A 25,996-nucleotide genomic window follows, 5' to 3' on the forward strand; every position below is an offset into this window, starting at 1 on the left:
AGGACCGTCCGGGCGGTCCAAACCTTGCCCCGGATAACGCGAACGGCCTGCGACCACAACATGACCGACTTCCAAACCCAGCTTTCCGGCATTGCCAAGGCAATCGAGGAAGAGCTCGATGCCTATCTGGCCGCGGCGCGCCTGGGCGGGCCCGGCACGCCCCCCGACCGGCTGGTGGCGGCCATGCGCCACGGCTCGCTCAACGGCGGCAAGCGCCTGCGCCCGCTGCTCGTGCGCCAGGCCGCGGCGGTCTTCGGCATGGATGGCGCCGCCAGCCTCCAGGCGGCGCTCGCGGTCGAACTCGTCCATTGCTATTCGCTCATCCACGACGACCTGCCCGCCATGGACGATGACGACCTGCGGCGCGGCCAGCCGACCGTCCACAAGGCGTTCGACGAGGCCACGGCGATCCTGGCGGGCGACAGCCTGCTCACCCATGCCTTTGCGCTGCTGGCCGAGGAGAAGTGTCACCCCGACGCCGTCGTGCGTGTTAGGCTGGTGGCCGAACTCGCCGCCGGATCGGGCGCGGGCGGCATGGCCGGAGGGCAGATGCGCGACATCGAAGGGGAAAGCCAGGGCTTTTCGGAGGGCGAGATCGCCCTGATGCAGGCCATGAAGACCGGCGCGCTGATCCGCGCCTCGGTGCGCATGGGCGCGATCCTGGGCGGCGCCGACGAGAAGGCGCTCGCCGCCCTCACCGCCTATGGCGAAGCGGCAGGCCGCGCCTTCCAGCTCGCCGACGACATTCTCGACGTCACCGCCAGCACTGAAGCCATGGGCAAGGCCACCGGCAAGGACGCCGCCGCCGGCAAGCAGACGCTGGTGAGCCGGATCGGCGTCGATGCCGCCACCCGTCACCTGGGTGAGACCGTAACCGAAGCGATCGCCGCCCTTGCCGGCTTCGGCCCCCAGGCCGACGGCCTGCGCGAAACGGCACGCTATTTCGCGGCGCGGGCCCACTGATGGCGGCGGTCTCCATCCATTCGATGGCGGACCGTCCCGACTGGACGCGCGCCGTGGCGCGCTGGTGGCATGCCCAGTGGGGCGAGGCCATGGGCTATACGCCCGAAGGCGGAATAGCCGCCATCGAGAGCCTCAACGCACCCGAAGGCCGGCAGGCCGCGCTCGTCGCCCTGGTCGACGACGTGCCGGCGGGCAGCGTCTTTCTCACCGACCGCGACCTCCAGACCCATCGCCACCTGCGCCCCTGGCTGGCCGGGCTCTACGTGCTGCCCGAGTTCCGCGGCCAGGGCGTGGGCGAGGCGCTCATGGCCGCCGCGCTCGACCGGGCCGCCTATTTCGGCTACGACGCCACCTACCTCTATACCGCCGCGCCCGACTACTACCGCAAGCGCAACTGGCAGACGCTCGAAACCGTCCTCATCGGCGAGGAACCGCACGCGATCATGCAATTCCGCCTCGAGGAGCCGGCCCGATGAAGCTCATCGCCGTCAATATCGGCAAGCCCGAGCCCATTCCCGCCAAATCCGCCCTCACCGGCATCTACAAGCGCCCGCAGGCGGGCCCGGTGGCCATCGACCCGCTCGGGCTCGAGGGCGACGCCGTGCTCGACCGCAAGCACCATGGCGGGGTGGATCAGGCCGTCTATGTCTATTTCCAGGCCGACTACGACTGGTGGGACGCCCAGATGGGCAGCGCCTTCGCACCGGGCACGTTCGGGGAGAACCTGGTCATCTCGGGCATTGACGGACGGACCGTCTCGGTGGGAGACCGCTTCGCCATCGGCCCGGTCGTGCTCGAAGTCACCTGCCACCGTACGCCCTGCTCGGTCTTCGCCGCGCGCATGGGCGACCCCAAATGGCTCAAGACCTTTTACCGCGCCGGACGCCCGGGCGCCTATTGCCGGGTGATCGCGCCCGGCGCGGTCGAAGCCGGCATGGACGTGGGCTACGAGCCGTTTGCGGGCGAGCAGGTCACCATCGGCGAATTGCTGGCGCTCGAGGGTCAGCGCGAGATTGCCCGCGACACGCTCGAGAGGGCACTGCGGGCGCCGGTTCACTACAAGATGCGCGAGGACTTCGAGGCGCGTCTTGCCACCCTTTTCTGACCAAAGAGCAGTTTTTCGATGAGTCTTGAATCCGTAAAGGCCGACCTCGCCGCCCGCGCTCCCGATCTGACGGTCCTCGTCACCGACAATTCCACCGCCACCGTGGACCTCGCCGCCCAGGTGCATGGGGTCGAGCCCGGCCAGATCGCCAAGACCCTGTGCATCCGCGTCAATGGCGAGGTCTTTCTGCTGGTGACGCGGGGCGATGCGCGGCTCGACAACGCCAGGGCCAAGGCGGCATTCGGCGGGCGCCCGCGCATGCTGGGCGCCGAGGAAGTCGAGGAACTGACCAGCCACAAGGTCGGTGGCGTCTGCCCCTTCGGACTGCCGGGGCCGATGACGATCTATCTCGATGAATCGCTCAAAATCTATGACGAGGTGATCCCGGCGGGCGGTTCGACCCATGCCTCGGTGCGGTTGCCGCTGGAGCGGCTGGCGGAGCTGGTGGGCGGCAAGTGGGTGAGTGCGTGCCAGGTGCCGACGGCTGAGGCGGCGCAGTAAGACCCCTCACCCTGTCCCTCTCCCCGACGGGGCGAGGGGACGTTGTTGCGCGTGCAGAATATTGGCAGCAGTAACTCGCCACCGGCACAATCCCCACCTCGCCCCCTCGGGGAGAGGTCGGCCGCAGGCCGGGTGAGGGGTGCCGCAGACGCATCCGGCGCTTTCAGAAACCGGCTTCCCTTCCCCTTGTGGGGAGGGATTGAGGGTGGGGGTGAGCCGCTACTCAGCGTTCGACGCCGACCCCCACCCTTGTTCCCTCCCCACAGGGGGGAGGGAGACGATGGGGCGGGCTCTTGCGCTTACTCGGCGGCTTCCTTTGCCCCGTTGCCGAACTTCTTCTCGATATAGTCGGCCACCATCACCTTGAACTGGTCGGCGACGTCGGCCCCGCGCAGGGTCGCGACCTTTTCGCCGTCGATGAAGACCGGGGCGGCGGGGGTTTCGCCGGTGCCGGGGAGCGAGATGCCGATATTGGCGTGCTTGCTTTCGCCCGGGCCGTTGACGATGCAGCCCATGACGGCGACCGATAGGGTTTCGACGCCCGGATACTTTTCTTTCCAGTCCGGCATGGACGTGGTGAGGTGGTCCTGGATTTCCTTGGCCAGCGTCTGGAAGGTCGTCGACGTCGTGCGCCCGCAGCCGGGGCACGCGGCGACGACGGGCAGGAACTGGCGGAACCCCATGGTCTGCAGCAATTCCTGGGCGACGCGCACTTCCTGGGTGCGGTCGCCGCCCGGCTCGGGCGTGAGGGAAATGCGGATGGTGTCGCCGATCCCCTGCTGCAGGAGAATGCCGAGCGCCGCCGAGGAGGCGACGATGCCCTTCGAGCCCATGCCGGCTTCGGTGAGGCCGAGATGGAGCGCGTAGTCGCAGCGGGCGGCGAGGTCCTGGTAGACGGCGATGAGGCTCTGGACGTCGGAAACCTTGGTCGAGAGGATGATCTTGTCGCGGCCGAGACCGATCTCCTCGGCGCGCCCCGCCGAAAGCAGGGCCGACTGGATGATGGCTTCGCGCTGGACGGCCGCGGCCGAGACCGGCTCGGCGGCATTGGCGTTTTCGTCCATGAGGCGAGTGAGAAGTTCCTCGTCGAGCGAGCCCCAGTTGACCCCGATACGGACCGGCTTGTCGTATTTGAGGGCGAGCTCGATCAGGGTCGAGAACTGCGTGTCGCGCTTGGCCTTGAAGCCGACATTGCCCGGATTGATGCGGTATTTCGCCAGGGCCTCGGCGCAGGCCGGATGGTCGGTGAGCAGCTTGTGGCCGATATAGTGGAAGTCGCCGACCAGCGGCACGGTGATGCCGCGGGCGAGCAGGCGGTCGCGGATATGGGGCACGGCGGCAGCGGATTCGTCGCGATCGACGGTAATGCGCACGATTTCCGAGCCCGCGCGCCAGAGCTGGGCCACCTGGCGGGTGGTCGCCTCGATATCGGCGGTATCGGTATTGGTCATCGATTGAACGACGATGGGGTTGTCGCCACCCACCATCACGCCGCCGACATTGACCCCAACCGAATGCCTGCGGGAAGCCGCGCCTGCCATGGATCACTCCTTGTAACGAGGAGAGGAAATAAGCCTTTGCCGGTAAGCGCGCAATGTTACGTTTGTGTGATGGTCCTGCCGCGCCTTGATCGCGGCGCGCCAGGCACCATCTATCAAGCCATGAGCAAGTTCTCTCCCCTCGCCGCCTTCGGGCAGTTCGCCGCCGGTCGTCTGTTCCTCTTCCGCAAGGAGGTGGGGACGCTGTTCCGTGCCTTCTTCCACCCGGCGACGCCGTTCCCGCTCAAGGCCGCCATGCTCTTCGTGGTCTTCTATCTGGTGAGCCCGTTCGATCTCATCCCCGATTTCATTCCCTTCGCCGGCTGGATGGACGACCTGGTGCTGGTGCCGCTGGCGGTGAGCTTCATCGTCAGCCTGCTGCCGCTCGAAGTGACGGCCAAGAAGGTGCCGGTGACGGTTCCGGCGCGCCGCCGCTAGCCACTGCCGGTTTCTGACAGCGGGGGCTGGTAAGCCTGAGGCATCAGGAGAGCCCCCGAAAATGCCGAAATACTGGATCGCCGTCGCGTCTGCCGACCATGCCCGCAAGGGCAAGGCCGGCTTCATGCAGGTCAACCATGGCAAAGCCGCCCCGCTCCGGCGCATCAGCCCGGGCGACGGGGTGGTCTACTATTCCCCGACGGTGACGCTGGGCGGCAAGGACCGGCTGCAGGCGTTCACCACCATCGGGCTGGTGAAACCGGGCGAGATCTATCCCGGCGAGATGGGAAGCTGGACGGCCTACCGGCGCGATGTCGACTATTTCGACGCGCGCGAGGCGCCGATCGCGCCGCTCTTGCAGGAGCTGGAATTCACGCGTGGGCGGACGAACTGGGGCTACCAGATGCGGTTCGGGCTGTTCGAGATCAGCGCGCATGATTTCGGGTTGATCGCGGCGGCGATGGGAGTGGAGGTCGCAGATATTTCTGCGGATCGAGCTCCACCCACCGCACTTCCGCCGACGTGATCCGGGGCCTAGTGCATCGCGCCACTGGGGTGGAGATATCCGGGAGAAGTGCGGGGTGGGGTCAGCCCTAGGCTCCAAGCGCGCTTCTCCCTCGCCCTTGTTCCCTCCCCACAAGGGGGAGGAGACCTGCTGGCGCGATCGAGCTCACCTGCTTGAAGCGGGATGTGGAGAGCGTCCCAAAAGCAGGGGCGCCGTAGCGCCCCTTTTCGTTCCTATTCGAACCGGACCAGGAGGTCCTTGGCGTCGATCTGGTCGCCGGGCTTGACCAGGACCTCGGCCACCACGCCATCGGTTTCGGCGTGGATGGCGGTTTCCATCTTCATCGCTTCGATCGAGAGCAGCACGTCGCCTGCGACGACCGGCTGGCCGGCCTTGACGGCGAGGGTCGAGATGACGCCCGGCATCGGCGCGCCGATCTGCTTGGCGTCGCCCAGCGCCGCCTTGGGACGCGCGACGATCTCGCCGGCCTTGAGGCGATCGGGCACCGTGATGGTGCGCGGCTGCCCGTTGAGGTCGAAGAAGACGCGGACCATGCCCTTGTCGTTGGTCTCGGCACGGCCGAGATATTGCAGCACCAGCGTCTTGCCCTTTTCGAGATCGATGAAGAGTTCTTCACCATCCTCGAGGCCATAGAAGTAGACCGGGGTCGGCAGCACTTCGGTGGGGCCATACTTGTCCTGCGTCTTGACGAAATCCGAATAGACCTTCGGATACATCAGGTACGAAGCCAGGCGCTTGTCGTCGATCTTGTTGCCGGTGGCCTCTTCGGCCTTCTTGCGCTCGGCCTCGAGGTCGACATCCTTGAGATAGGAGCCGGGGCGCTCGGTCATGGGCGTGCGGCCCTTGAGCACCTTCTTCTGGAGCGCCGACGGGAAGCCGCCCGGGGGCTGGCCGAGATCGCCGGCAAAGAAGCCCACCACCGAATCGGGGAAGGCGACGTCGCGATTGGGATCTTCCACGTCCGCGCGCGTCAGGCCCGAGGACACCATGGCCAGCGCCATGTCGCCCACGACCTTGGAGGACGGGGTGACCTTGACGATATCGCCGAACATCTGGTTGACGTCGGCATAGGTCTGGGCGACCTCGTGCCAGCGGCTTTCGAGGCCCAGCGAGCGCGCCTGTTCCTTGAGGTTGGTGAACTGGCCGCCCGGCATTTCATGCAGGTAGACTTCCGAAGCGCCCGAGCGCAGGTCGCTCTCGAAGGCCCGGTACTGGGTGCGCACGCCTTCCCAGTAGAAGGAAAGCTGGCGGATGGCGCGCGGATCGAGTTCGGGATCGCGCGGCCCTCCTTCGAGGGCGGCGACGAGCGAACCGAAGGTCGGCTGGCTGGTGGTGCCCGAAAGCGCGTCCATGGCCGCATCCACCGCATCGACCCCTGCGTCCACCGCCGCCATGATCGTGGCCGCCGAGGCGCCCGAGGTATCATGGGTATGGAAGTGGATGGGCAGGCCGATTTCCTGCTTGAGGGTGGCAATGAGCGCCCTGGCCGCGGCGGGCTTGAGAAGCCCCGCCATGTCCTTGAGGCCGAGCACATGGGCGCCGGCGGCCTCGAGCTCCTTGGCGAGCGCCACATAGTACTTCAGATCGTACTTGGAGCGGTCAGGATCGAGGAGGTCGCCCGTGTAGCAGATGGCGCCTTCGGCGACCTTGCCCGATTCGATGACCGCGTCGATCGAGACGCGCATGTTCTCGACCCAGTTGAGGCAATCGAAGATGCGGAAGATATCGACCCCGCCGGCCGCCGCTTCGCGCACGAAGAACTTGACGACGTTATCGGGGTAGTTGGTGTAGCCCACGCCATTGGAGCCGCGCAGCAGCATCTGCGTGAGGATGTTCGGCGCGCCCTCGCGCACCTTGGCCAGGCGCTCCCACGGATCCTCGTTGAGGAAGCGCATGGAGACGTCGAACGTCGCCCCGCCCCAGCATTCGAGGCTGAACAGGTTCGGCAGGCCCCGGCTATAGGCCTGGGCGATGCGCGTGATGTCGAACGAGCGCATGCGCGTGGCGAGCAGCGACTGGTGCGCATCGCGCATGGTGGTGTCGGTAAAGAGCACGCGGCTCTGCGCCTTCATCCATTCCGCCAGCCCCTTGGCGCCCTGGCGATCGAGCACCTGGCGGCTGCCATCGACGATGGTGAGCGGCTCGAACTCGGGCACGACGGGCTTTAAGGCATCGGCGGGCGGGCGCGGGCGGTCGCGCACTTCCGGGTGCCCGTTGACGGTGACGTCGGCGATGTAGGTCAGGAGCTTGGTGGCGCGGTCCTGGCGGCGCTTGATGTCGAAAAGCTCAGGCGTCGTGTCGATGAAGCGCGTGGTGTAGTGGTTGTTGACGAAGTCCGGGTGCGTGATGATGTTTTCGAGGAACGCCAGGTTCGTCTGGACGCCGCGAATACGGAATTCGCGCAGGGCGCGATGCATGCGCGCGATCGCCTCTTCGGGCGAAGGCGCCCAGCAGGTGACCTTTTCGAGCAGCGGATCGTAGAACCGGGTGATGACCGCCCCGGCATAGGCGGTGCCGCCGTCGAGGCGCACGCCGAAACCGGTCGCCTCGCGATAGGCGGTGATGCGGCCGTAGTCCGGGATGAAGTTCTCTTCCGGGTCTTCGGTGGTGATGCGGCACTGGATGGCGTGGCCGTTGAGGCTGATGTCCTGCTGGAGCGGGACGCCCGATTCGGGCGTGCCGATGACGGCGCCCTCAAGCAGCTTGATCTGCGCCTTGACGATATCGATGCCGGTGACGACTTCGGTGACCGTGTGCTCGACCTGGATGCGCGGGTTCACCTCGATGAAGTAGAACTTGTCGGTATCGGCATCCATGAGGAATTCGACGGTGCCGGCGCCGCGATAATTGGCGGCATTGCCCAGGCGCAGCGCGGCGGCGGTGAGGTCGTCGCGCACCTTCTGGGAGAGGTAGGGCGCGGGGGCGCGCTCGACCACCTTCTGGTTGCGGCGCTGCACCGAGCAATCGCGCTCGAACAGGTGGACGAGGTTACCGTGATCGTCCCCGACCAGCTGCACCTCGACGTGCCGGGCGCGCTCGATCAGCTTTTCGAGATACATCTCGTCCTTGCCGAACGCGGCCTTGGCCTCGCGCTTGCCCTCAGACACTTCGTGGCGGAGGTCCTTCTCGTTCATGATGCGGCGCATGCCGCGCCCGCCGCCGCCCCAGCTCGCCTTGAGCATGAGCGGGTAGCCGATCTCGCCGGCCATGCGGGCCACTTCATCGAGATCGTCCGGCAGCGCATCGGTGGCCGGCACCACCGGCACGCCCGAGGCGATGGCCATGTTGCGGGCGGCGACCTTGTTGCCGAGGTCGCGCATGGTCTGGGCGCGCGGGCCGATGAAGATGATGCCGGCGTCTTCGCACGCATCGGCGAATTCGGGGCTCTCGGAGAGAAGGCCATAGCCGGGGTGGATGGCGTCGGCGCCTGAAATGCGCGCGATGCGGATATACTCGTCGATCTGCAGATACGCCTCGACCGGGCCCTTGCCCTTGCCGATGAGATAGGCCTCGTCCGCCTTGAAGCGGTGGAGCGCGAGCTTGTCTTCCTCGGCATAGACGGCGACCGTCTTGATATCGAGTTCGTTGGCGGCGCGGAACACGCGGATCGCGATCTCAGAACGGTTCGCGACAAGTATTTTCTTGATCGGCATCGATTTAAACCCGAGCTTGGAGAGGTAAAGGGCCCGCTTTCGCGAGCCCGTCGGGATGGCGCTTTGAACGCCTTATTATTTGGAGAGATGAGCCGCCAGGTGGCTCATGTCGTAGCCGGCTCCCGCTGCTTGCGAGATGATCTCGGCTCCGTCCATCTCGCCCGCCTGGCTCAAGGCCCAGAGCGTGGTGGACCGGGTACCCGAACGGCAGAAGGCAAAGACCGGGCCATCGCTCCCCTCAAGCGCGGCGCGGGTCTTTTCGACCATTTCGGCGGTGACCCCATCCCGGCCAAGCGGAATGGCGACATAGTCGAGCCCGGCGGCCTTGGCGGCAGCTTCTATCTCGGCGCTCGCCGGCTGATCGGGCGATTCGCCATCGGGGCGATTGTTGATGACGGTGGTGAAGCCGGCGGCTTTGAGTGCGGAGACGTCCTCGGGATGGATCTGCCCGGACACGGTTATACGATCGTTGATCCGCTTCAATTCCAAGAAAGACACTCCCTATCGCGCTGCCGACGCTTTTCCCGGCGACCTTTATATCCACGGGGCGGATGCAGAAGCAACTGCGACCAAGGAGCAAGATGTTACGCCGCACGAACCTGGCTTGGAACGCTTTTGCGCGCCAGGGGCGTCGGGCGCCCGAGCAGATAGCCCTGGAAATGCGTGCAGCCGGCGGCCTTGAGCAGGTCGAGCTGCTCGCCCGTCTCGACGCCCTCGGCCACGATTTCGATGCCCGAAACCCGCCCGATCTCGCAGATGGCGGCGATCAGCACGTTGTCCACCGGGCTCTCGGCAAGGTTGGCGACATAGGACCGGTCGATCTTGAGAACGTCGAACGAAAACTTCTTCAGGTATTCGAGGCTGGCATGGCCGGCCCCGAAATCGTCGATCGCCACCCGCACCCCGAGCGTCCGCAGGGCGGAAAGGTTGCGCTCCTCGACGCCACCCGCCTTGAGCGGCACCGTCTCGGTGATTTCCACGGTCAGCCGCTGCGCGTCCACGCCCGTCTCCGCCACGATGGCGGCGAAACGATCGGCGAAATCCCCGCGCCGGAGCTGGGCGGCAGAGACGTTGATCGAAAGCCGCGGCGCCTTGAGGGCATCGATGTCCAGGCATGCCCGGCGCAGCACCCACTCGCCCAGCCGGCTGATCAGATCGCTCTCCTCGGCGATATGGATGAACTCGGAGGGCGGCACGGTGCCGCGCACCTTGTGCTGCCAGCGGACCAGCGCCTCATGGCCCGAGAGCGCGCCGTCCGCGGCAAACACCGGCTGGTAGTGGAGGTCGAGTTCGTCAAGGATAATGGCGGCGCGCAGCTCGCGCTCGATGAGGCGCTTGTGGCGCACGTCGGTGAGCATTTCCGGATCGAAGGCGATGACACGGTTGCGCCCGGTGCGCTTGCCCTCGTAGAGGGCGAGGTCCGCCAGCGAGATCAGCTCGTCCGGAAAGCCGCTGTCCTCGGGCGAGAGCGAGATGCCCAGGGTCGCGCTCAGTCGCACCTGCCGGCCCGAAATGCTGGTGGGGGCGCTCAGCGCCGTCAACAACTGGTGGCCGATGGCCGTCGCCGCCTTCTTGGACCCGCAGCCTTCGAGCAGGATGCCGAATTCGTCCCCGCCCAGCCGGCCGATCAGCGCCGTAGGCGCCACGGCCGAAATGGCCGTGACCAAATGCTTGAGCGCCGCGTCGCCCGCTGCATGCCCGTCCCCGTCATTGAGGGTCTTGAGGTGATCCATGTCGATCTGCAGATACGCCACCGGCCGGGACGCCTGGCCGGTGACGCGCGCCTTGAGCTCGCCGAGGAAGGCCGAGCGCGACAGGGCCCCGGTGAGGCTGTCATAGCGCGCCCGGTCGGCCGCCGCGATGCGATCGGCGGCAAAGGCGTAAAGGTTGCGGCGCAGCGACAGGAGCGAGGCGATGAGCAGCCCGAATATGCCCGCCATGGCCAAGGTCGCCCCGCCCAGCAGCACCGCATGGATCAGTTGCCGGTCGGAGGTGAGCAGCAGCGCCGCCACGATGAGCGCGAAGGGCACCGGGATGGCGCCGATGGCGAAAGCCGCCCAGCGGGTATGGCGGTCGATCAGCGCCGAGGCCCCCGCTCGCCGTTCGAACTTATCCATCCCCAAGCACTCCCGGCTCAAAATCCCGAGGTCTTCTGACCCGGTCCGACTATCGACACGCAAAGCTTAATCCTGCGTGAAGCAGGCCGCGGCGCGTGCCATTCATATCGTTGTAATTATTGATATTTTCAGCACAAATGCGGCAGACAAGAGCGCATGCACATGACAGCAGCATGACGCTCCGGGCCCGGATGGCGGCAGCGTTAACCCAGGGTTACTCGCCGGCGGGCCCCGTCCCCATCCAGGCATGCCAGATATCGCCCTTTTCGGCCACGAAACGGGCGGCGATATCGGCCTCGGTGGCGCCGGGCTCGGAGAGCGCGGCCAGCATGGCGTTCATCTCCCCGATGGGGAGCGTGGCGCGCTGCAGGTAGGAGGCGATGACGGGCGTATCGGTGAACACCCACTCGGCTGCCGCGATCACCACCGAATCGGGGGCATAGGCGGTCGGCTTGGGATCGTCGCACACCCGCCGGGCGAGGCAGGCGAAGGCGTCCCGATCATAGGGTCCCATGTCCAGCGGCTTGAAGGAAAACTGGCTCAGGACCGCATTGGGCTGCCAGTAGTAGAAGACCACCGGCTCCTTGCTCGAAACCGCCTGGGCGATCAGCGTATCCATCTCGAAGCGGTTGCCCGGCTCGACGATGTCGAAAAGCCCATCGAGGCCATTGGCCTTGAGCATATTGCGGTTGATGATCGAGCAGGCCCAGTCCGGCGGGCAGGAAATGAAGCGGGGCCGCGCTCCGTTATGGGAGAAGATCTGGGCGTTCTCCTTAAGGCTCGCCGCCGAGGTGACCTGCGGATTGGCGGCCGCGACATAATCGGGGATGAACCAGCCCTCGAAGAGCCCCGCGTCATAGGTCGGCGCCGCCTGGCGCAGCTTCTGCGCCTTGACCCCGGCATTCCAGGTTTCCGAGATGCGCAGCACCCACATTTCCGGCGCGATGGCCGGCTGCTGGGTCGAGCCCATCGAGGCGGCGGTGGCGGCCAGGTCCCCGGGCACCAGCTTGACGTCGCAATCGTACTGGGCCTTGAGGATGCGGGCATGGATTTCGGCCAGGATCGCCGCCGAGGGCCATTGCATGCGCGCGATCGCCACCGGCTTCGTGCCGCAGGGCGGCTGGGCGATGCCGGGGGTGACTTCCCCGGTATTGGTATCGAGCGAAGTGAACGAATCCTGGGCGCGCGTCGCCCCCGGCAGGGCCAGCAGCAGCAAGGTGACGGCGCAAAGCAGAAGGCGGGTCAAATCGGGCTCCCAGAACCGGCCGGTGAGGGGCGAACTTGGCAAATGCCGCGTCATTAAGCAACAAAGCGCCGGCACCCGCCAAACCGCTGAAATCCCGGTGACACTTGCCTTGGAAATATGCCACAGTCACGCGCAGCGGGGCGAGAAAAGTGGCGCCCCCAGTTTTTGTGCCGTGCTTTGGGAGCCCGAAGACGCTCGTAAAGAGCGCTGGGGCGGCACGGTGCGCAACAGAGGGACAATAATGAACAATTTCAAGAAAACGCTTGGCCTGGCCGTGGCAGCCTCTGTGCTGGCCGCAGCAGCGCCGGCTCTCGCCGATGACGTCAAGATGGGTTTCCTGGCCGACGTGACCGGCCCGATCGCCGGCTTCGCCGGTGGCATGGTTTCGGCCGGTAACCTGGCCGTCGACGAAGTCAACGCGCAGGGCGGCATCCTGGGCGGCTCCAAGCTCGTCTCGGTCACCGCCGACGGCGCCTGCTCGGCCGACACCGCCGGCCCGGCCGCCGACCGCCTGGTCAACTCCGAGAAGGTGACGGCGATCTTCGGCGCCTACTGCACCGGCGCCACCATCGCAGCGGCCAACACCGCCGCCATTCCCGGCAACGTGGTGATGATCTCCCCGTCGGCCACCGCGCCGACCCTGACCACGCTCAAGGACAACGACCTGGTCTTCCGTACCGCCATCTCGGACGCCTTCCAGGGTTCGAAGGCCGCCACGCTCCTGCTCAGCCAGGGCATCAAGGAAGTCGGCGTCACTTATGTGAACAACGACTACGGCAAGGGCCTGGCCGACCAGTTCACCAAGACCTTCACCGATGGTGGCGGCAAGGTGACCGCGAGCGTTGCCCATGAAGACGGCAAGGCCGACTACCGTCCGGAAATCGGCCAGATCGAAGCCACCGGCGTCCAGACGCTGGTCATCTACGGCTACGAGAATGCCGGCGGCGGCGCCATCCTCAACCAGGCCATCGAAGCGGGCTCGTTCACCAAGTTCGTGGGCGGCGACGGCATGGCCGGCGATGCCCTGCTCGCTTCGCGCGACGCGGCTTCCCTCGAAGGCATGATCCTCACCCAGTCCTCGGCCGCCTCGGGCGAGGCCTATGACATCTATGCCAAGCTCGCCACCGATGCCGGCCTGGTGCCCGACACCACCTATGGTCCGCAGTCCTACGACGCCGCCTTCCTTCTCGCCCTGGCCATCGAGAAGAACGGCTCGGCCGACCGCGAAGGCGTCTCCAAGGCCCTGCGCGAGGTCGCCAACTCTCCGGGCGAAGTCATCCATCCGGGCGAATGGCAGAAGGCCGTCGACCTGATCAAGGCCGGCACCGACATCAACTACGAAGGCGCCTCGGGCCCGATCGAGTTCGATGAGAACGGCGACGTCGCCGGCGGCATCGACTACTTCGTCATCGAAGGCGGCAAGATCGTCAACAAGGGCCAGATCCAGTAAGCTGGATCTCGTTCCGCGCTTGTTTGAGGCCCGGGAGCGATCCCGGGCCTTTTCATTGCCGGGAGGACCGATGCAGGACGACGAAACGCTCAAGTTCTATGCCGAAAACGCCCGGGCCTATGCCGGCCGCGGCCGCCGGCCCGCCAAGCGCCTGGGCGCCTTCCTCGCGGCGCTGCCGCCCGGCGCCAGGGTGCTCGAACTCGGGACCGGCGGCGGCCAGGATGCCAGGGCCATGCTCGATGCGGGCCTGGAGGTAACCCCCACCGACGGTTCGGCGGAACTGGCCCGGGAAGCCGAAAAGCTGCTGGGACGTCCGGTGCGGGTCATGCGGTTCGACGAACTGGACGAGGTCGACGCCTATGACGGGATCTGGGCGGCGGCCTCCCTCCTCCACGCGCCGCGCCGGACCCTGACCGGCATCCTGACGCTGGTGCACCGGGCCATGCGGCCGGGCGCGACGTTCGTCGCCAGCTTCAAGGGCGGCCAGGCCGAGGGCCGGGACGGCTTCGGGCGCTACTACAATTATTTCGACGGCCCGACGCTGCTGCGCCATTTCGAGGACGCGGCGGATTGGGAAAACCTCGAGATCAGCCAGGAACTGGGTTCGGGCTATGACGGCAAGGCCACCGACTGGCTCTGGGTCACCGCGCGCCGGCGCTGACGAAAACACCCCCTCCATCGCTGGAGAGGGTGCCCGATTGTCCTGCCGGGATCGCCGCGCCTATTTTTCGCGGCGCATGACCTCGGGCAGCAGGCCCTTGGGCGCATAGCGCAGGGCAATGGTGATGATGACGCCCAGGATGAAGACGCGCATCTGGAGCGCCCGGGAATCGATCTCGGGAATGGCCCCCCAGCCCATGGACTGGGACCAGTTCGAAAGGTTCACGAAGATCACCTGGGCCAGGGGATCTGAGATGATCCACACGATATAGATGAGCAGCGCGCCCAGCAGCGCGCCCCAGTTGTTGCCGGCCCCGCCCACGATAACCATGACCCAGACCACGAAGGTGTGGTTGATCGGCTGGTAGCTGGAAGGATCGAAGATCTGGTTGAAGGTGACCAGGATCGCCCCGCCCATGCCGATCAGCACCGAGCCGAGCACGAAGAGCTCGAGCTGGCGCCCGGTGACGTTCTTGCCCATCGAACCGGCGGCGACGTAGTTGTCGCGGATGGCGCGCATCATGCGGCCCCAGGGCCCGCCATAGGCGCGCTGCACCAGGTAGAAGATGACCGCGAAGATCACCACCAGCAGGGCGAAGAAGCCGAAGCGGGCGTAAATGAAGGAATCGGTGATCGAGACGCCATTGGCCTGGTAGTCCTGCGGCAGCGGCACCGGCCAGGGAATGGGCGAAACGGTCTGGGTGCCGCGCGTGAGCCAATCCATGTTCTTGACCAGGGCGCGCAGGATTTCGGAAATCCCGATGGTGGCGATGGCCAGGTAATCGGTGCGCAGGCCCAGGCAGATGCGCCCGATGATATAGGCGATGACAGCCGCCACCACCCCGCCCAGCGCCCAGCCGAGAATGGGGTTGAGCCCCAGCCCGCCCACAAACCCGGCATTGGCCTCGATATAGGCGGCGGCCGGGTCGATCTGGCTGCGATAGATGACGTAGCCGATGAACCAGGCGAGCACGATGACCGCGGTGCGCCAGCCGCCGCGGATGCCGATGCGGTTGACCTGCCGGGCCGCCATGACCAGCGCCACCCCGACGAGGAAGGCAAGGAACGCCCGGCCGAGCAGCATCGGCCCGTCCCCGGTCCAGAACGTCTCGTTGACCGGCACCGAGACCAGCATCACGGCGGTGCCGCCCACCATCATCAGGCCCATGATGGCGAAGTTGAAAAGCCCGCCATAGCCCCACTGGATGTTGAGCCCGAGCGCGATGAGCGCATAGGCGAGCGCCTGGGACAGCAGCAGGCCGGCATTGGCTCCGCCCTGCACGAACCCCACGGCGAGCACCAGCACGAAGATGCCCACGAACAGGATGACGCCGCGCTTGACCGGATTGTCCAGGTCCAGCCAGCGGCTTTCGGACGCCGCGCTCATGTCGAGGCTCCCTTGAAGATTCCCGTGGGCCGCACGAGCAGGGTGATGACCAGGATCACGAAGGCGACGGTGAGCTTATACTCGGTCGGCACCAGCGCCAGGTTGTCCGGAATGGTGATCCAGCTCGGGATCATGTCCTTGAACGGGCGCAGGATGGTGGCCCAGTTGAAGACCGACATGGTTTCGGCGAAGGCGATGAGGAAGCCGCCGGCGATGGCGCCGTAGACCTGCCCCAGCCCGCCCACGATCGCCGCCGCGAAGATGGGCAGCACGATGTTGAACGCCAGGTCCGGCATCAGCGCCACGTCGAGCGCCAGCATGGTGCCGGCAACGCAAGCCAGGGCACCGGCGATGAGCCAGGTGATGCGCACCACCACCGCCGTGTTGATGCCCGAGATCTGCGCCAGGTCGGCATTGTCGGCCATGGCGCGCATGGCCTTGCCCAGCCGCGAGCGGGTGAGGAAGAAATGCAGCGCCAGCACCAGCAGCACCGTGAGCACGATCATGATCGCCTGCGGCTCGGTGATGGTGATGGGGCGCGTCCCGCCCATCCAGGCGGTATCGATGCGGAAGATGACCTTGGGTCCGTCGCCATAGAGCGTGCGGGTGCCGGCGCCGAACAGCAGGCGGATGAGCCCCTGGATCATCAGCGTCACCCCGATCGAGGCGACCAGCAGCGTCACCGGCTTGACGCCCTGCCGGCGCAGCGGCGCGTAAAAGCCCTTGTCGATCCCGAGCGCGATGAGCGCGGTGGCGACCATGGCCAGCGGCATCACGAGGATCGCGGTGGGGATGGGCGTGACGATGCCCATCATCGAAAACAGGGTGGCCAGCACGAAGGTGATGAAGGCGCCCATCGTCATCATGTCGCCATGGGCGAAATGGGCGAAGCGCAGGATGCCGAAGATGAGGGTGACGCCGATGGCGCCCAAAGCGTAGATCGACCCGAGCACGGTGCCCGAGATCAGGACGCGATTGATCAGGAAAATAAACTCGTCCAACTCAGCCCCCCAGGAAGCTCTTGGCGACTTCGGGGTCGGCGATCAGATCCGCACCCGTGCCGGTGAAGCGGTTCTGCCCGCCTGCCAGCACGAAGCCTTTTGAAGCGAAGGCCAGGGCCTGGCGAGCGTTCTGCTCGACCATGAGAATGCCCACGCCCGATTTGTTGACCTTGACGATCTGGTCGAAGATTTCGATGACGTAGCGCGGCGAGAGCCCCGCCGAAGGTTCGTCCAGCATGAGCAGGCGCGGCTTGCTCATCAGCGCCCGGCCCATGGCCACCATCTGGCGCTGCCCGCCCGAGAGCTCGCCGGCCTTCTGGTGGCGCTTTTCGAGGAGCGGCGGGAACATCTCATAGACCCATTTGAGTGTATCGGAGAAATCGTCCGGCCGCGTGAAGGCGCCCATCTCGAGATTCTCTTCGACGCTCATGGAGGTGAAGACGTTCTTTTCCTGCGGCACGAAGGAAAGCCCGCGCGGCACCAGCCGGTCCGGCTGGGCATTGGTGATGTCTTCCCCATCGAACACCACCGCGCCCGATGTCACCCGCAACAGACCGAAAATGGCCTTGAGGGTGGTGGACTTGCCGGCCCCGTTGGGCCCCACGATCACGCCGATATCGGATTGCTCGATGGCGATGTTGACCCCGTTGAGAATAGGCGCGCCGCCATATCCTCCCACGAGGCTCTTCAGCTCTATCAATGCCATCAGGCTGCCTCCACCGGGGAGCCGAAATAGGCTTCGATGATTTCCGGATTGGCGCGGATCTCTTCCATCGGACCCTGAGCGATGACCTCGCCCTGCGCCATGACGATCACCGGGTCGCACAGGCGCCCGATCAGGTCCATGTCGTGCTCGATCACGAAGAAGGTGTAGCCCAGTTCCTCGTTCATGCGCTCGATATTGGCGGCAAGGTCCTGGAGCAGCGTGCGGTTGACGCCCGCCGCCACTTCGTCGAGCAGCACCACCTTGGCGTCCACCATCATGGTGCGGCCGAGCTCGAGGAGCTTCTTCTGGCCGCCCGACAGGTTCCCCGCCAGCTCGTTCTTGACGTGCCCGAGCTTGAGGAAATCGATGACGTCGAGGGCCTTCTGGCGCACGTGATGCTCAGCCTTGCGCACGAAATCGGGGCGGAACCAGATATTGGCGAGGCGCTCGCCCGGCTGGTCGCCGGGCACCACCATGAGGTTCTCGAGCGCCGTCATATGGGAGAATTCGTGCGCGATCTGGAAGGTGCGCAACAGGCCCCTGGCGAAGAGCTTGTAGGGCGGCACGCCCGTCACGTCTTCGCCATCGAAATAGATCGAGCCGCTATCGGGCACGATATTGCCGGCCACCATGTTGAAAAGCGTAGATTTTCCGGCGCCGTTGGGTCCGATCAATCCAGTGATCGACCCGCGCTCGACCCGAAGCGAACACTTGTTGACGGCCGTCAGGCCGCCAAAGCTCTTTGTGACGTCTTTAACGTCAATGACTGCGTCGAAGGACACTCACCCCGTCCTGGTTTCCTGACCATGTTCTTTCCCGGCATTGGTTCCGGGTTGTTTTGTGGCATCTGCTCACATGCGCTGGCCCCGGTCAATGCCCGGATAAGGCGGCGTTAACCGTCAGAGCGCGGCCAGGACTGCGTCGGCGGTGGCCCGATTGATGGCGAACAAAGTATCATAGAGTGTCGCCAGGCGATTGAGCGCCTTGACGTCGACATCGTGCGGCAGCGCGGTCAGCGGATCCTGGAAGAAGATCAGCACGTCCAGGCGCCCCTCGGCGATCATGGCGCCCAGTTGTGCGTCCCCGCCCAGCGGTCCGCTCTTGAGGCAGGTCACCGAAAGCCCGGTGCCTTCGATGACGCGGCCGCCGGTGGTTCCGGTGCCCCACAATTCGTGGGCGGCAAGCGTTTCGCGATTGGCGAGCACCCAGGCGACCAGCTCATCCTTCTTGTCGTCATGCGCGACCAGCCCGATACGTGCCATGCAAACCCTCCTTGGCTGGCCCTTTTGACCACGCCTCAGGCTTTGAGCGCAATGGCTCGCCGCCGGGAGCATGGCGGTATCGAAAAGGGCGCAGGAAACTCCTGCGCCCTCGATAAGCGGCTTAGAACTCGTCCCAGTCGGCGCTGACCGCGGCATTGCCATGGCTCAGGTAGGCCTTGGCGGCCGTGGCCACGCGCTGCTGGAGCCCCTTGATGCCGGAGGCCGGAGCGGCTGCGAGCTTGGAAGCGGCCTTGGCGGCTGCCTTGGGGGCAGCCAGTTCGCGCCGGGCGTCATCGAGCGTGAAGATGTCGACGATCCGGTCGAGCTCGGAAGCCTGCGCTTCGGTCTGCTCGATGGCGGCATTGGTTTCTTCGACCAGCGCCGCGTTGTGCTGGGTCATCTCGTCCATCTGGCGGACGGCGACATTGACCTCTTCGATGGCCGAGGCCTGCTCGCGGCTTTCGCGGGCGATGCCGTCCATCAACTCGTTCGAGGAACGGGCCGAAGCCAGCATGGTCTCGAGCTTGGAGGCGGCATCGGCAACGAGCTTGGAGCCCGCCTTGACCTCGCCGGCACTCTGCTCGATCAGCACCTTGACCTCGGACGAGGCTTCGGCGGCGGACTGGGCGAGACGACGCACTTCGACAGCGACGACCGCGAAGCCCTTGCCGGCTTCACCGGCACGCGCCGCTTCCACAGAGGCGTTCAAGGCAAGCAGATTGGTCTGGAAGGCGATGTCATCGATCATGCCGATGATGTTGGAGATCTTGGACGAGGAGGTCTCGATACGGCCCATGGCATCGTTGGCCTGACCCATGACCTGACCACCTTCTTCGGCGGTCCGAGTCACCGTACCGGCCACGACCGAGGCTTCCTTGGCGCGCTCGGCGTTCTGAAGCACGGTGGAAGCCAGCTGTTCCATGGCCGCCGACGTCTCTTCAATGGTCGCGGCCTGCTTGGTGGTGCGTTCGGAGAGGTCGTTGGCGCCCGAGAGGATCTCGCCGGTGGCGGTCTTCAAGGCCCGCGACGTCTGGCGCAACTGCCCGACGATTTCCGCCAGCTTGTCGGCCACGGCGTTGGTGTCGTCCTTGAGCTGGCCGAAGGCGCCCGAATAGGAACCGGTGACCTTTTCGGTGAGGTCGGCCTTGGCCAGGGAAGCGAGCACGCGAGACGTCTCGGAGAGACCGCCATCGACGGTTTCGACCAGGTTGTTGACCGAGGAAGCGAGCTGGTTGAGCTCGGCATCGGGGAACTCGACCTCGACGCGCTTGGAGAAGTCGCCAGCCACGGCGGCATCCACCACGTTGCCGAACGCGGTCTGCAACTCGGACATCATCTGCGTGCGGGCGCGCTGATCCGAAACGATGCGGGCCGCCTCGGCCTCCGTCATCTCGTTGACCTTGAGGCCGTTCTCGCGGAAGACTTCCACGGCGCGGGCCATGGCCCCGATCTCGTCGGAGCGCGTGGCGCCCTCGACCTTGGTGGCGAAGTCGCCGGCCGCGATCGAATCCATGGTCTCGGTGAGCCGCGAAATCGGCCGGGTGATGGTGCGCGCGATCACATAGGCGACCGCCACCATGATGACCAGGATCACGCCGCCGATGATGAGCTGCTGCACCAGCGTCCCGGCGTTTTCGGCATTGAGATCATCGACATAGATGCCGGTGCCGATGACCCAGCCCCAGGGCTTGAAGCCGGCGACATAGGAGAATTTCGGCACTTCGACGTCCGAGCCCGGCTTGGTCCACATATAGCTGACCAGCCCCGAGCCCTTGGTCTTGGCGACCTCGACCATCTCGGCCACGAAGCGCTTGCCGCTCGCATCCTCCATGGTCATCTGGTCCATCCCGACCATTTCCGGCTTGATCGGATGCATGACCATGAAGCCGTTCATGTCGTTGATGAACAGGTATTCGTTGCCGCGATAGCGCATGTCGCCCAGGGTCTGCATGACCTGGGCCTTGGCGGTCTCTTCATCGATCTGGCCGGCCTGGACGCGGTCATAGGCGGCCTGGGCGATATGGGTGGCCGTATCGACGATCGAGCCGAGTTCGTCCGAGCGCAGCTCGGTACGCGTGGACGTGATCGAGCTGATGGCCAGGGTCATCGACACCGCCAGGGCCACCAGGAACAGCGCCACCAGCAGGTAGATGCGCGTTGAAATCTTGAGTTTGAACAATTCTGTCACCGATACGCCTCGTTCTGAGGCCCCTAGAGAAAGAAGGCCGGCGCGCCGCGCGCCGGCTGGTCGATATGTGAGGAGCGGGCCGGTCAGAACTCGTCCCAGTCGGCGCTGACCGCGGCATTGCCATGGCTCAGGTAAGCCTTGGCGGCCGTGGCCACGCGCTGCTGGAGCCCCTTGATGCCGGAGGCCGGAGCGGCTGCGGGCTTGGAAGCTGCCTTGGGAGCGGCCAGTTCGCGCCGGGCGTCATCGAGCGTGAAGATGTCGACGATCCGGTCGAGTTCGGAAGCCTGGGCTTCGGTCTGCTCGATGGCCGCATTGGTTTCTTCCACCAGCGCCGCGTTGTGCTGGGTCATCTCGTCCATCTGGCGGACCGCGACATTGACCTCTTCGATGGCCGAGGCCTGCTCGCGGCTCTCGCGGGCGATGCCGTCCATCAACTCGTTCGAGGAGCGGGCCGAAGCCAGCATGGTCTCGAGCTTGGAGGCGGCATCGGCAACGAGCTTGGAGCCCGCCTTGACCTCGCCGGCGCTCTGCTCGATCAGCACCTTGACCTCGGACGAGGCTTCGGCGGCGGACTGGGCGAGGCGACGCACCTCGACGGCCACCACGGCAAAGCCCTTGCCGGCTTCACCGGCACGCGCCGCTTCGACCGAGGCGTTCAAGGCAAGCAGATTGGTCTGGAAGGCGATGTCGTCGATCATGCCGATGATGTTGGAGATCTTGGACGAGGAGGTCTCGATACGGCCCATGGCATCGTTGGCCTGGCCCATGACCTGACCACCTTCTTCGGCCGTGCGCGTGACGGTGCCGGCCACGACCGAAGCTTCCTTGGCGCGCTCGGCGTTCTGGAGGACGGTGGAAGCCAGCTGTTCCATGGCCGCCGAGGTCTCTTCGATGGTCGCCGCCTGCTTGGTGGTGCGTTCGGAGAGATCGTTGGCGCCCGAGAGGATTTCCCCGGTGGCGGTCTTCAAGGCCCGCGACGTCTGGCGCAGCTGCCCGACGATCTCGGCGAGCTTGTCGGCCACGGCGTTGGTGTCGTCCTTGAGCTGGCCGAAGGCGCCCGAATAGGAACCGGTGACCTTTTCGGTGAGGTCGGCCTTGGCCAGGGAAGCGAGCACGCGAGACGTCTCGGAGAGACCGCCATCGACGGTTTCGACCAGGTTGTTGACCGAGGAAGCGAGCTGGTTGAGCTCGGCATCGGGGAACTCGACCTCGACGCGCTTGGAGAAGTCGCCAGCCACGGCGGCATCCACCACGTTGCCGAACGCCGTCTGCAACTCGGACATCATGCGGGTGCGGGCCTTCTGGTCCGAGACGATGCGCGCGGCTTCCGCCTCGGTCATCTGGGCCACCTTGAGGCCGTTCTCGCGGAAGACTTCGACGGCACGGGCCATGGCGCCCACTTCGTCCTGGCGCTCGCCGCCGCGGACTTCCACGGAGAGATCGCCCTGCGCCATCGCGTCCATGCTGTTGGTCAGGCGATTGATCGGACGGGCGATCGAGGTGCCCACGAACCAGAAGGCGAGGAGGCCCAGGCCGAGCAGCACGATGCCGCCACCGATCATCATGTTGCGCTGCTGGATGGACTGGGCGAGGAGCGTCGCCTCGGGCACCGCCACCATCACGGTCCACGAGATTCCGAATTCGGGCAGGTCGAGCTTTTCGGCCGTGACGCGCCAGGCATCGTTTCCGGCGCCCGAGACGCCGTGATACTGGCCGGACTTGGCGCCCGCCACCGCATCGAGCGTGGTCTTGTCATCGACCGGCTTACCCAGGAGCTTGGGATCGGAATGCACGACCCAGTTGCCCTCGGCGTTGATCACGCCGATCCAGCCGGTGCCCATGGGCTTCTGCTCGCCGATGAGCTTGGCGAACATGCCGCCGTTGAAATCGACACCAGCCAGGCCCACGCCCTTGCCGGCGGGATCGCGGATGATGGCGGTGACGGAGGTGAAGAGCCGCCCGTCATAGAGATAGGGACCGATGAGCGAGGGCGCGTCCTTGGCCAGGGGCTCGAGGAACCAGCCGGAAAAACCGTTCTCTTCGGAAAGGTCGAGCGAGGACCAGCCGATCGCGCCATCATCGAGGCTGCGGGTAATCGACGGGCCGAAATAGCCATCGGGCAGCGCCATGTCGGACGCCATCAGCGCCGGATTGGAAGCGGCCGGACCGTTCTTGTTGGTCAGGGCCCAGATGCCGATGGAATTGGGAAGCTGCGCGATCTCTTTTTCAAAGACGCTCTTGTAGGTGGCAGGACCGACCGCGGGGTCCGCCATGAGCGAGGAGAGCGTGCCGGCCATGGCCAGGGCGGCGGTCTCGTGTTCCTTGAGGATGACGCGGATCGACTGCGCCTGGGTCTGCGCCACGCTCGACATCAACTCGTCGGCGCTGGCGATATCATTCTGCTGGGTGGACTGGACGACATAGATGAGGCCGGAGCCGAGGGCGACCGTGAATACGACGGCCGCTGCAGCCACGATCGTGCCGCGCAGCTTCAGCGTTGGTAGTCTCAACAATTTCGGGAGAGGCATCTGGCATACTATCCTGGTAAAGCGAAGAAGACCGCTTCTGGTCCGCATCCGAACCCTACAGGTGTGTCGTTAACACCCGGTCACCAGGGATTTCCGGCGTCGGGACGCCGGTTGGCGCGGGAGAATCCCCCGCGCCGCCTCTCTTTTGTGATGCCTAGAACTCGTCCCAGTCGGCGCTGACGGCGGCATTGCCGTGGCTCAGGTAAGCCTTGGCGGCCGTGGCCACGCGCTGCTGGAGCCCCTTGATGCCGGAGGCCGGAGCCGCTGCGGACTTGGAACCCGCCGGCTTGGCGGCTGCCTTGGGGGCGGCCAGTTCGCGCCGGGCGTCATCGAGCGTGAAGATGTCGACGATCCGGTCGAGCTCGGAAGCCTGGGCTTCGGTCTGCTCGATGGCCGCGTTGGTCTCTTCGACCAGCGCCGCGTTGTGCTGGGTCATCTCGTCCATCTGCCGGACGGCGACATTGACCTCTTCGATGGCCGAGGCCTGCTCGCGGCTTTCGCGGGCGATGCCGTCCATCAACTCGTTCGAGGAACGGGCCGAAGCCAGCATAGTCTCGAGCTTGGAGGCGGCATCGGCAACGAGCTTGGAGCCCGCCTTGACCTCGCCGGCGCTCTGCTCGATCAGCACCTTGACCTCGGACGAGGCTTCGGCGGCGGACTGGGCGAGGCGACGCACTTCGACGGCCACCACGGCAAAGCCCTTGCCGGCTTCACCGGCACGCGCTGCTTCGACCGAGGCGTTGAGCGCCAGAAGGTTGGTCTGGAAGGCGATGTCGTCGATCATGCCGATGATGTTGGAGATCTTGGACGAGGAGGTCTCGATCCGGCCCATGGCATCGTTGGCCTGGCCCATGACCTGGCCACCTTCTTCGGCCGTGCGCGTGACGGTGCCGGCCACGACCGAAGCTTCCTTGGCGCGCTCGGCGTTCTGAAGCACGGTCGTCGCTAGCTGCTCCATCGCGGCGGAGGTCTCTTCAATGGTCGCGGCCTGCTTGGTGGTGCGTTCGGAGAGATCGTTGGTGCCCGAGAGGATCTCGCCGGTGGCGGTCTTGAGGGCCCGCGACGTCTGGCGCAGCTGCCCGACGATCTCGGTCAGCTTGTCGCCCACGGCGTTGGTGTCGTTCATGAGCTTGCGGAACGAGCCGGAATAGTCCCCGCTCATGCGCTTGGTGAGATCGGTATTGGCAAGCGCCGCCAGCACGTCACCGGTTTCACCGATCCCACGATCGACGGTTTCGACGAGGTTGTTGACCGAGGAGGCGAGCTGGTTGAGCTCGGCATCGGGGAATTCGACCTCGACGCGCTTGGAGAAGTCGCCGGCCACGGCGGCATCCACCACGTTGCCGAAGGCGACCTGCAATTCCGACATCATGCGGGTGCGGGCCTTCTGGTCCGAGACGATGCGCGCGGCCTCGGCCTCGGTCATCTGGGCGACCTTGAGCCCGTTGGCGCGGAACACCTCCACGGCCTCGGCCATGGCGCCGATTTCGTCGCGACGGTCGGCATAGGGCACTTCGAGGTCATACTCGTTGTCGGCGATGCGGCGCATCACGGCGGTCATGCGGGTCACCGGCCGGGCGATATAGGTGCCCACGCCGGCAAAGGCGGCCAGGCCGAGGATGAGCACGATGGCGCCACCGATGAGCAGGTTGCGGATCTGCGCGTCGGACTCGGCCAGGAGCGTCGACTGCGGCACGGCCATCACCACGATCCAGTTGTCGGCGGCGCCGGCCACGTCGATCTGCTGGGCGATGACTTCCCAGGGGGCGCCTTCGACCTGGTCTTCGTACTGGTAGTCCTGGCGGGTCTTGAGTTCCTCGCGCACCTTGAGGGCCCAGGGCTCGTTGGCGGTGGTGCCGATCATGGACTGGTCGGCATGGACCAGCCACACCCCGTTCTGGTTCATGACCCCGGCGAAGCCGGCTCCAAGCGGCGGCTCGGCGCCGACCTTGGAGGCGAGCGTCGAGGCATCGAACGCCACCCCGCTCATGCCGATCGGGTTGCCATTGGTGTCGCGGATGATGTCGTTGAACGACGTATAGAGCTTGCCGCCGCTCTCGGTGGGCCCGACGATATCGGCCACGCCCCGCTTCATGGGCTTGAGGAACCAGTCGTCATAGCTTCCGGCCGCGCCTTCGAGCGAACCGAACGCGACCTTGCCGGTCGCCGGGTCGCGGGTGGCGTAGGGCGCGAAATGCCCCTCGCTCACCAGGTACGGGCTGCCCACGAAATTCATGCGCGAACCCAGGCCCGCTTCCGAGCTGATGATCATGTAGACGCCCAGCGCGTCGAGGTTCTTGGCCTCGCCCATCACCAGATCGCCATAGATGCTCGAGCCGTAATTCGGATTGGCCAGCAGCGCCGTGCCCACATGAGCCATGGAGGCCGCGGCGGACGAATAGGGCTGCATGTACTGGTTGATCTCGCCGGCCTTGGTGTCGGCCAGGCTTTTGACGATGGCGCTGCCCTGGGCGATGGCCGAGCTGCGCAGGCTCGTGGCGACGTAGTAGAGAATGCCACCCAGAGCGAGGGTGAAGACCACCGCGGCGGTCAATACGATGGTGCCGCGCAGCTTAAGGGCCGGCAGTTTGGGGAGTCTCAGGCGGGGCATGGGTTACTGTCCTGGTAGCTACTGGCCGTTCTCGACCTGCAGCCACGCTCCCATGACGGACGTTAACAGCGCGAAAAACCCGGGCCGCGTCCACCTGCGACAAAAGCGCACGAGGC

21 protein-coding genes are annotated in these 25,996 nt (G+C 65.8%); 8 read left to right on the forward strand and 13 right to left on the reverse strand.

The window, feature by feature from the left end:
- Positions 1 to 60 precede the first annotated feature (60 nt).
- From FNA67_RS20290 to FNA67_RS20305, 4 genes are read left to right on the forward strand one after another with little or no spacing between them, the layout of a single operon-like run.
- On the forward strand, positions 61 to 963 hold the full coding sequence (locus tag FNA67_RS20290; protein WP_147657939.1) for a polyprenyl synthetase family protein: 903 nt from the start codon (positions 61 to 63) through the stop codon (positions 961 to 963).
- A complete protein-coding gene (locus FNA67_RS20295; RefSeq protein WP_049706882.1) occupies positions 963 to 1,439 on the forward strand; it encodes a GNAT family N-acetyltransferase in 477 nt (158 codons plus the stop codon). Before FNA67_RS20290 ends, FNA67_RS20295 begins: the two co-directional genes overlap by 1 nt.
- A complete protein-coding gene (locus FNA67_RS20300; RefSeq protein WP_147657941.1) occupies positions 1,436 to 2,068 on the forward strand; it encodes an MOSC domain-containing protein in 633 nt (210 codons plus the stop codon). Before FNA67_RS20295 ends, FNA67_RS20300 begins: the two co-directional genes overlap by 4 nt.
- 18 nt (positions 2,069 to 2,086) lie before the next feature.
- Positions 2,087 to 2,569, forward strand: coding sequence for a YbaK/EbsC family protein (locus tag FNA67_RS20305; RefSeq protein WP_049706884.1), 483 nt, complete (start codon positions 2,087 to 2,089; stop codon positions 2,567 to 2,569).
- 299 nt (positions 2,570 to 2,868) lie between these two features.
- Here the strand turns inward: FNA67_RS20305 and ispG are convergent, their stop codons facing one another.
- Positions 2,869 to 4,110: a flavodoxin-dependent (E)-4-hydroxy-3-methylbut-2-enyl-diphosphate synthase gene (gene ispG / locus FNA67_RS20310; protein ID WP_147657943.1), complete on the reverse strand. Its 1,242-nt coding sequence runs from the start codon at positions 4,108 to 4,110 to the stop codon at positions 2,869 to 2,871.
- A 69-nt stretch (positions 4,111 to 4,179) separates the two neighbouring features.
- On the opposite strand from ispG, the gene FNA67_RS20315 reads away from it, so the two are divergent.
- Complete coding sequence (locus FNA67_RS20315; protein ID WP_210246406.1) at positions 4,180 to 4,545, forward strand: YkvA family protein; 366 nt, start codon at positions 4,180 to 4,182, stop codon at positions 4,543 to 4,545.
- A gap of 61 nt (positions 4,546 to 4,606) precedes the next feature.
- On the forward strand, positions 4,607 to 5,071 hold the full coding sequence (locus FNA67_RS20320) for an EVE domain-containing protein (RefSeq protein ID WP_147657945.1): 465 nt from the start codon (positions 4,607 to 4,609) through the stop codon (positions 5,069 to 5,071).
- Positions 5,072 to 5,283: 212 nt separating this feature from the next.
- On the opposite strand, the gene pyc is transcribed toward FNA67_RS20320, so the two are convergent.
- The 4 genes from pyc to FNA67_RS20340 all read right to left on the reverse strand — a co-directional run bounded on the left by pyc (position 5,284) and on the right by FNA67_RS20340 (position 12,087).
- Positions 5,284 to 8,724, reverse strand: a complete 3,441-nt coding sequence (pyc, locus tag FNA67_RS20325; RefSeq protein ID WP_147657947.1) for a pyruvate carboxylase — start codon at positions 8,722 to 8,724, stop codon at positions 5,284 to 5,286.
- Between the two features lie 75 nt (positions 8,725 to 8,799).
- A complete protein-coding gene (locus tag FNA67_RS20330) occupies positions 8,800 to 9,222 on the reverse strand; it encodes a protein tyrosine phosphatase family protein (RefSeq protein ID WP_280176974.1) in 423 nt (140 codons plus the stop codon).
- An 86-nt stretch (positions 9,223 to 9,308) separates the two neighbouring features.
- Positions 9,309 to 10,841 (reverse strand): putative bifunctional diguanylate cyclase/phosphodiesterase, encoded by a 1,533-nt coding sequence (locus FNA67_RS20335; RefSeq protein ID WP_147657950.1) that lies wholly within the window; start codon positions 10,839 to 10,841, stop codon positions 9,309 to 9,311.
- 214 nt (positions 10,842 to 11,055) lie between these two features.
- Positions 11,056 to 12,087, reverse strand: a complete 1,032-nt coding sequence (locus FNA67_RS20340) for a glycine betaine ABC transporter substrate-binding protein (protein ID WP_170267377.1) — start codon at positions 12,085 to 12,087, stop codon at positions 11,056 to 11,058.
- Between the two features lie 241 nt (positions 12,088 to 12,328).
- Between FNA67_RS20340 and FNA67_RS20345 the strand changes: the two genes are divergently transcribed.
- Entirely contained in the window at positions 12,329 to 13,537 is a 1,209-nt protein-coding gene (locus tag FNA67_RS20345) for an ABC transporter substrate-binding protein (RefSeq protein WP_049706891.1), read from the forward strand.
- 70 nt (positions 13,538 to 13,607) lie between these two features.
- Complete coding sequence (locus tag FNA67_RS20350; RefSeq protein ID WP_147657954.1) at positions 13,608 to 14,198, forward strand: class I SAM-dependent DNA methyltransferase; 591 nt, start codon at positions 13,608 to 13,610, stop codon at positions 14,196 to 14,198.
- A gap of 60 nt (positions 14,199 to 14,258) precedes the next feature.
- Here FNA67_RS20350 and FNA67_RS20355 read toward each other — a convergent pair whose 3' ends face one another.
- From FNA67_RS20355 to FNA67_RS20390, 8 genes are all read right to left on the reverse strand, one after another.
- Entirely contained in the window at positions 14,259 to 15,584 is a 1,326-nt protein-coding gene (locus tag FNA67_RS20355) for a branched-chain amino acid ABC transporter permease (RefSeq protein WP_147657956.1), read from the reverse strand.
- Entirely contained in the window at positions 15,581 to 16,585 is a 1,005-nt protein-coding gene (locus tag FNA67_RS20360) for a branched-chain amino acid ABC transporter permease (protein WP_147657958.1), read from the reverse strand. Before FNA67_RS20360 ends, FNA67_RS20355 begins: the two co-directional genes overlap by 4 nt.
- Position 16,586: 1 nt before the next feature.
- On the reverse strand, positions 16,587 to 17,291 hold the full coding sequence (locus FNA67_RS20365) for an ABC transporter ATP-binding protein (RefSeq protein ID WP_049706895.1): 705 nt from the start codon (positions 17,289 to 17,291) through the stop codon (positions 16,587 to 16,589).
- Positions 17,291 to 18,073, reverse strand: a complete 783-nt coding sequence (locus FNA67_RS20370) for an ABC transporter ATP-binding protein (protein ID WP_049706896.1) — start codon at positions 18,071 to 18,073, stop codon at positions 17,291 to 17,293. The genes FNA67_RS20365 and FNA67_RS20370 overlap by 1 nt, the downstream gene beginning before the upstream one ends.
- A 117-nt stretch (positions 18,074 to 18,190) precedes the next feature.
- Positions 18,191 to 18,553, reverse strand: a complete 363-nt coding sequence (locus FNA67_RS20375) for a methylglyoxal synthase (RefSeq protein WP_049706897.1) — start codon at positions 18,551 to 18,553, stop codon at positions 18,191 to 18,193.
- 121 nt (positions 18,554 to 18,674) lie between these two features.
- Positions 18,675 to 20,741, reverse strand: coding sequence for a methyl-accepting chemotaxis protein (locus FNA67_RS20380; RefSeq protein ID WP_147657960.1), 2,067 nt, complete (start codon positions 20,739 to 20,741; stop codon positions 18,675 to 18,677).
- A gap of 83 nt (positions 20,742 to 20,824) precedes the next feature.
- The gene (locus FNA67_RS20385) at positions 20,825 to 23,254 is read right to left on the reverse strand and encodes a methyl-accepting chemotaxis protein (RefSeq protein ID WP_170267378.1); all 2,430 of its coding nucleotides are present in this window, start codon (positions 23,252 to 23,254) and stop codon (positions 20,825 to 20,827) included.
- A 169-nt stretch (positions 23,255 to 23,423) separates the two neighbouring features.
- On the reverse strand, positions 23,424 to 25,880 hold the full coding sequence (locus FNA67_RS20390) for a methyl-accepting chemotaxis protein (protein WP_244616411.1): 2,457 nt from the start codon (positions 25,878 to 25,880) through the stop codon (positions 23,424 to 23,426).
- Positions 25,881 to 25,996 lie beyond the last annotated feature (116 nt).

This window comes from Youhaiella tibetensis (genome assembly GCF_008000755.1).
Lineage (GTDB): Bacteria > Pseudomonadota > Alphaproteobacteria > Rhizobiales > Devosiaceae > Paradevosia > Paradevosia tibetensis.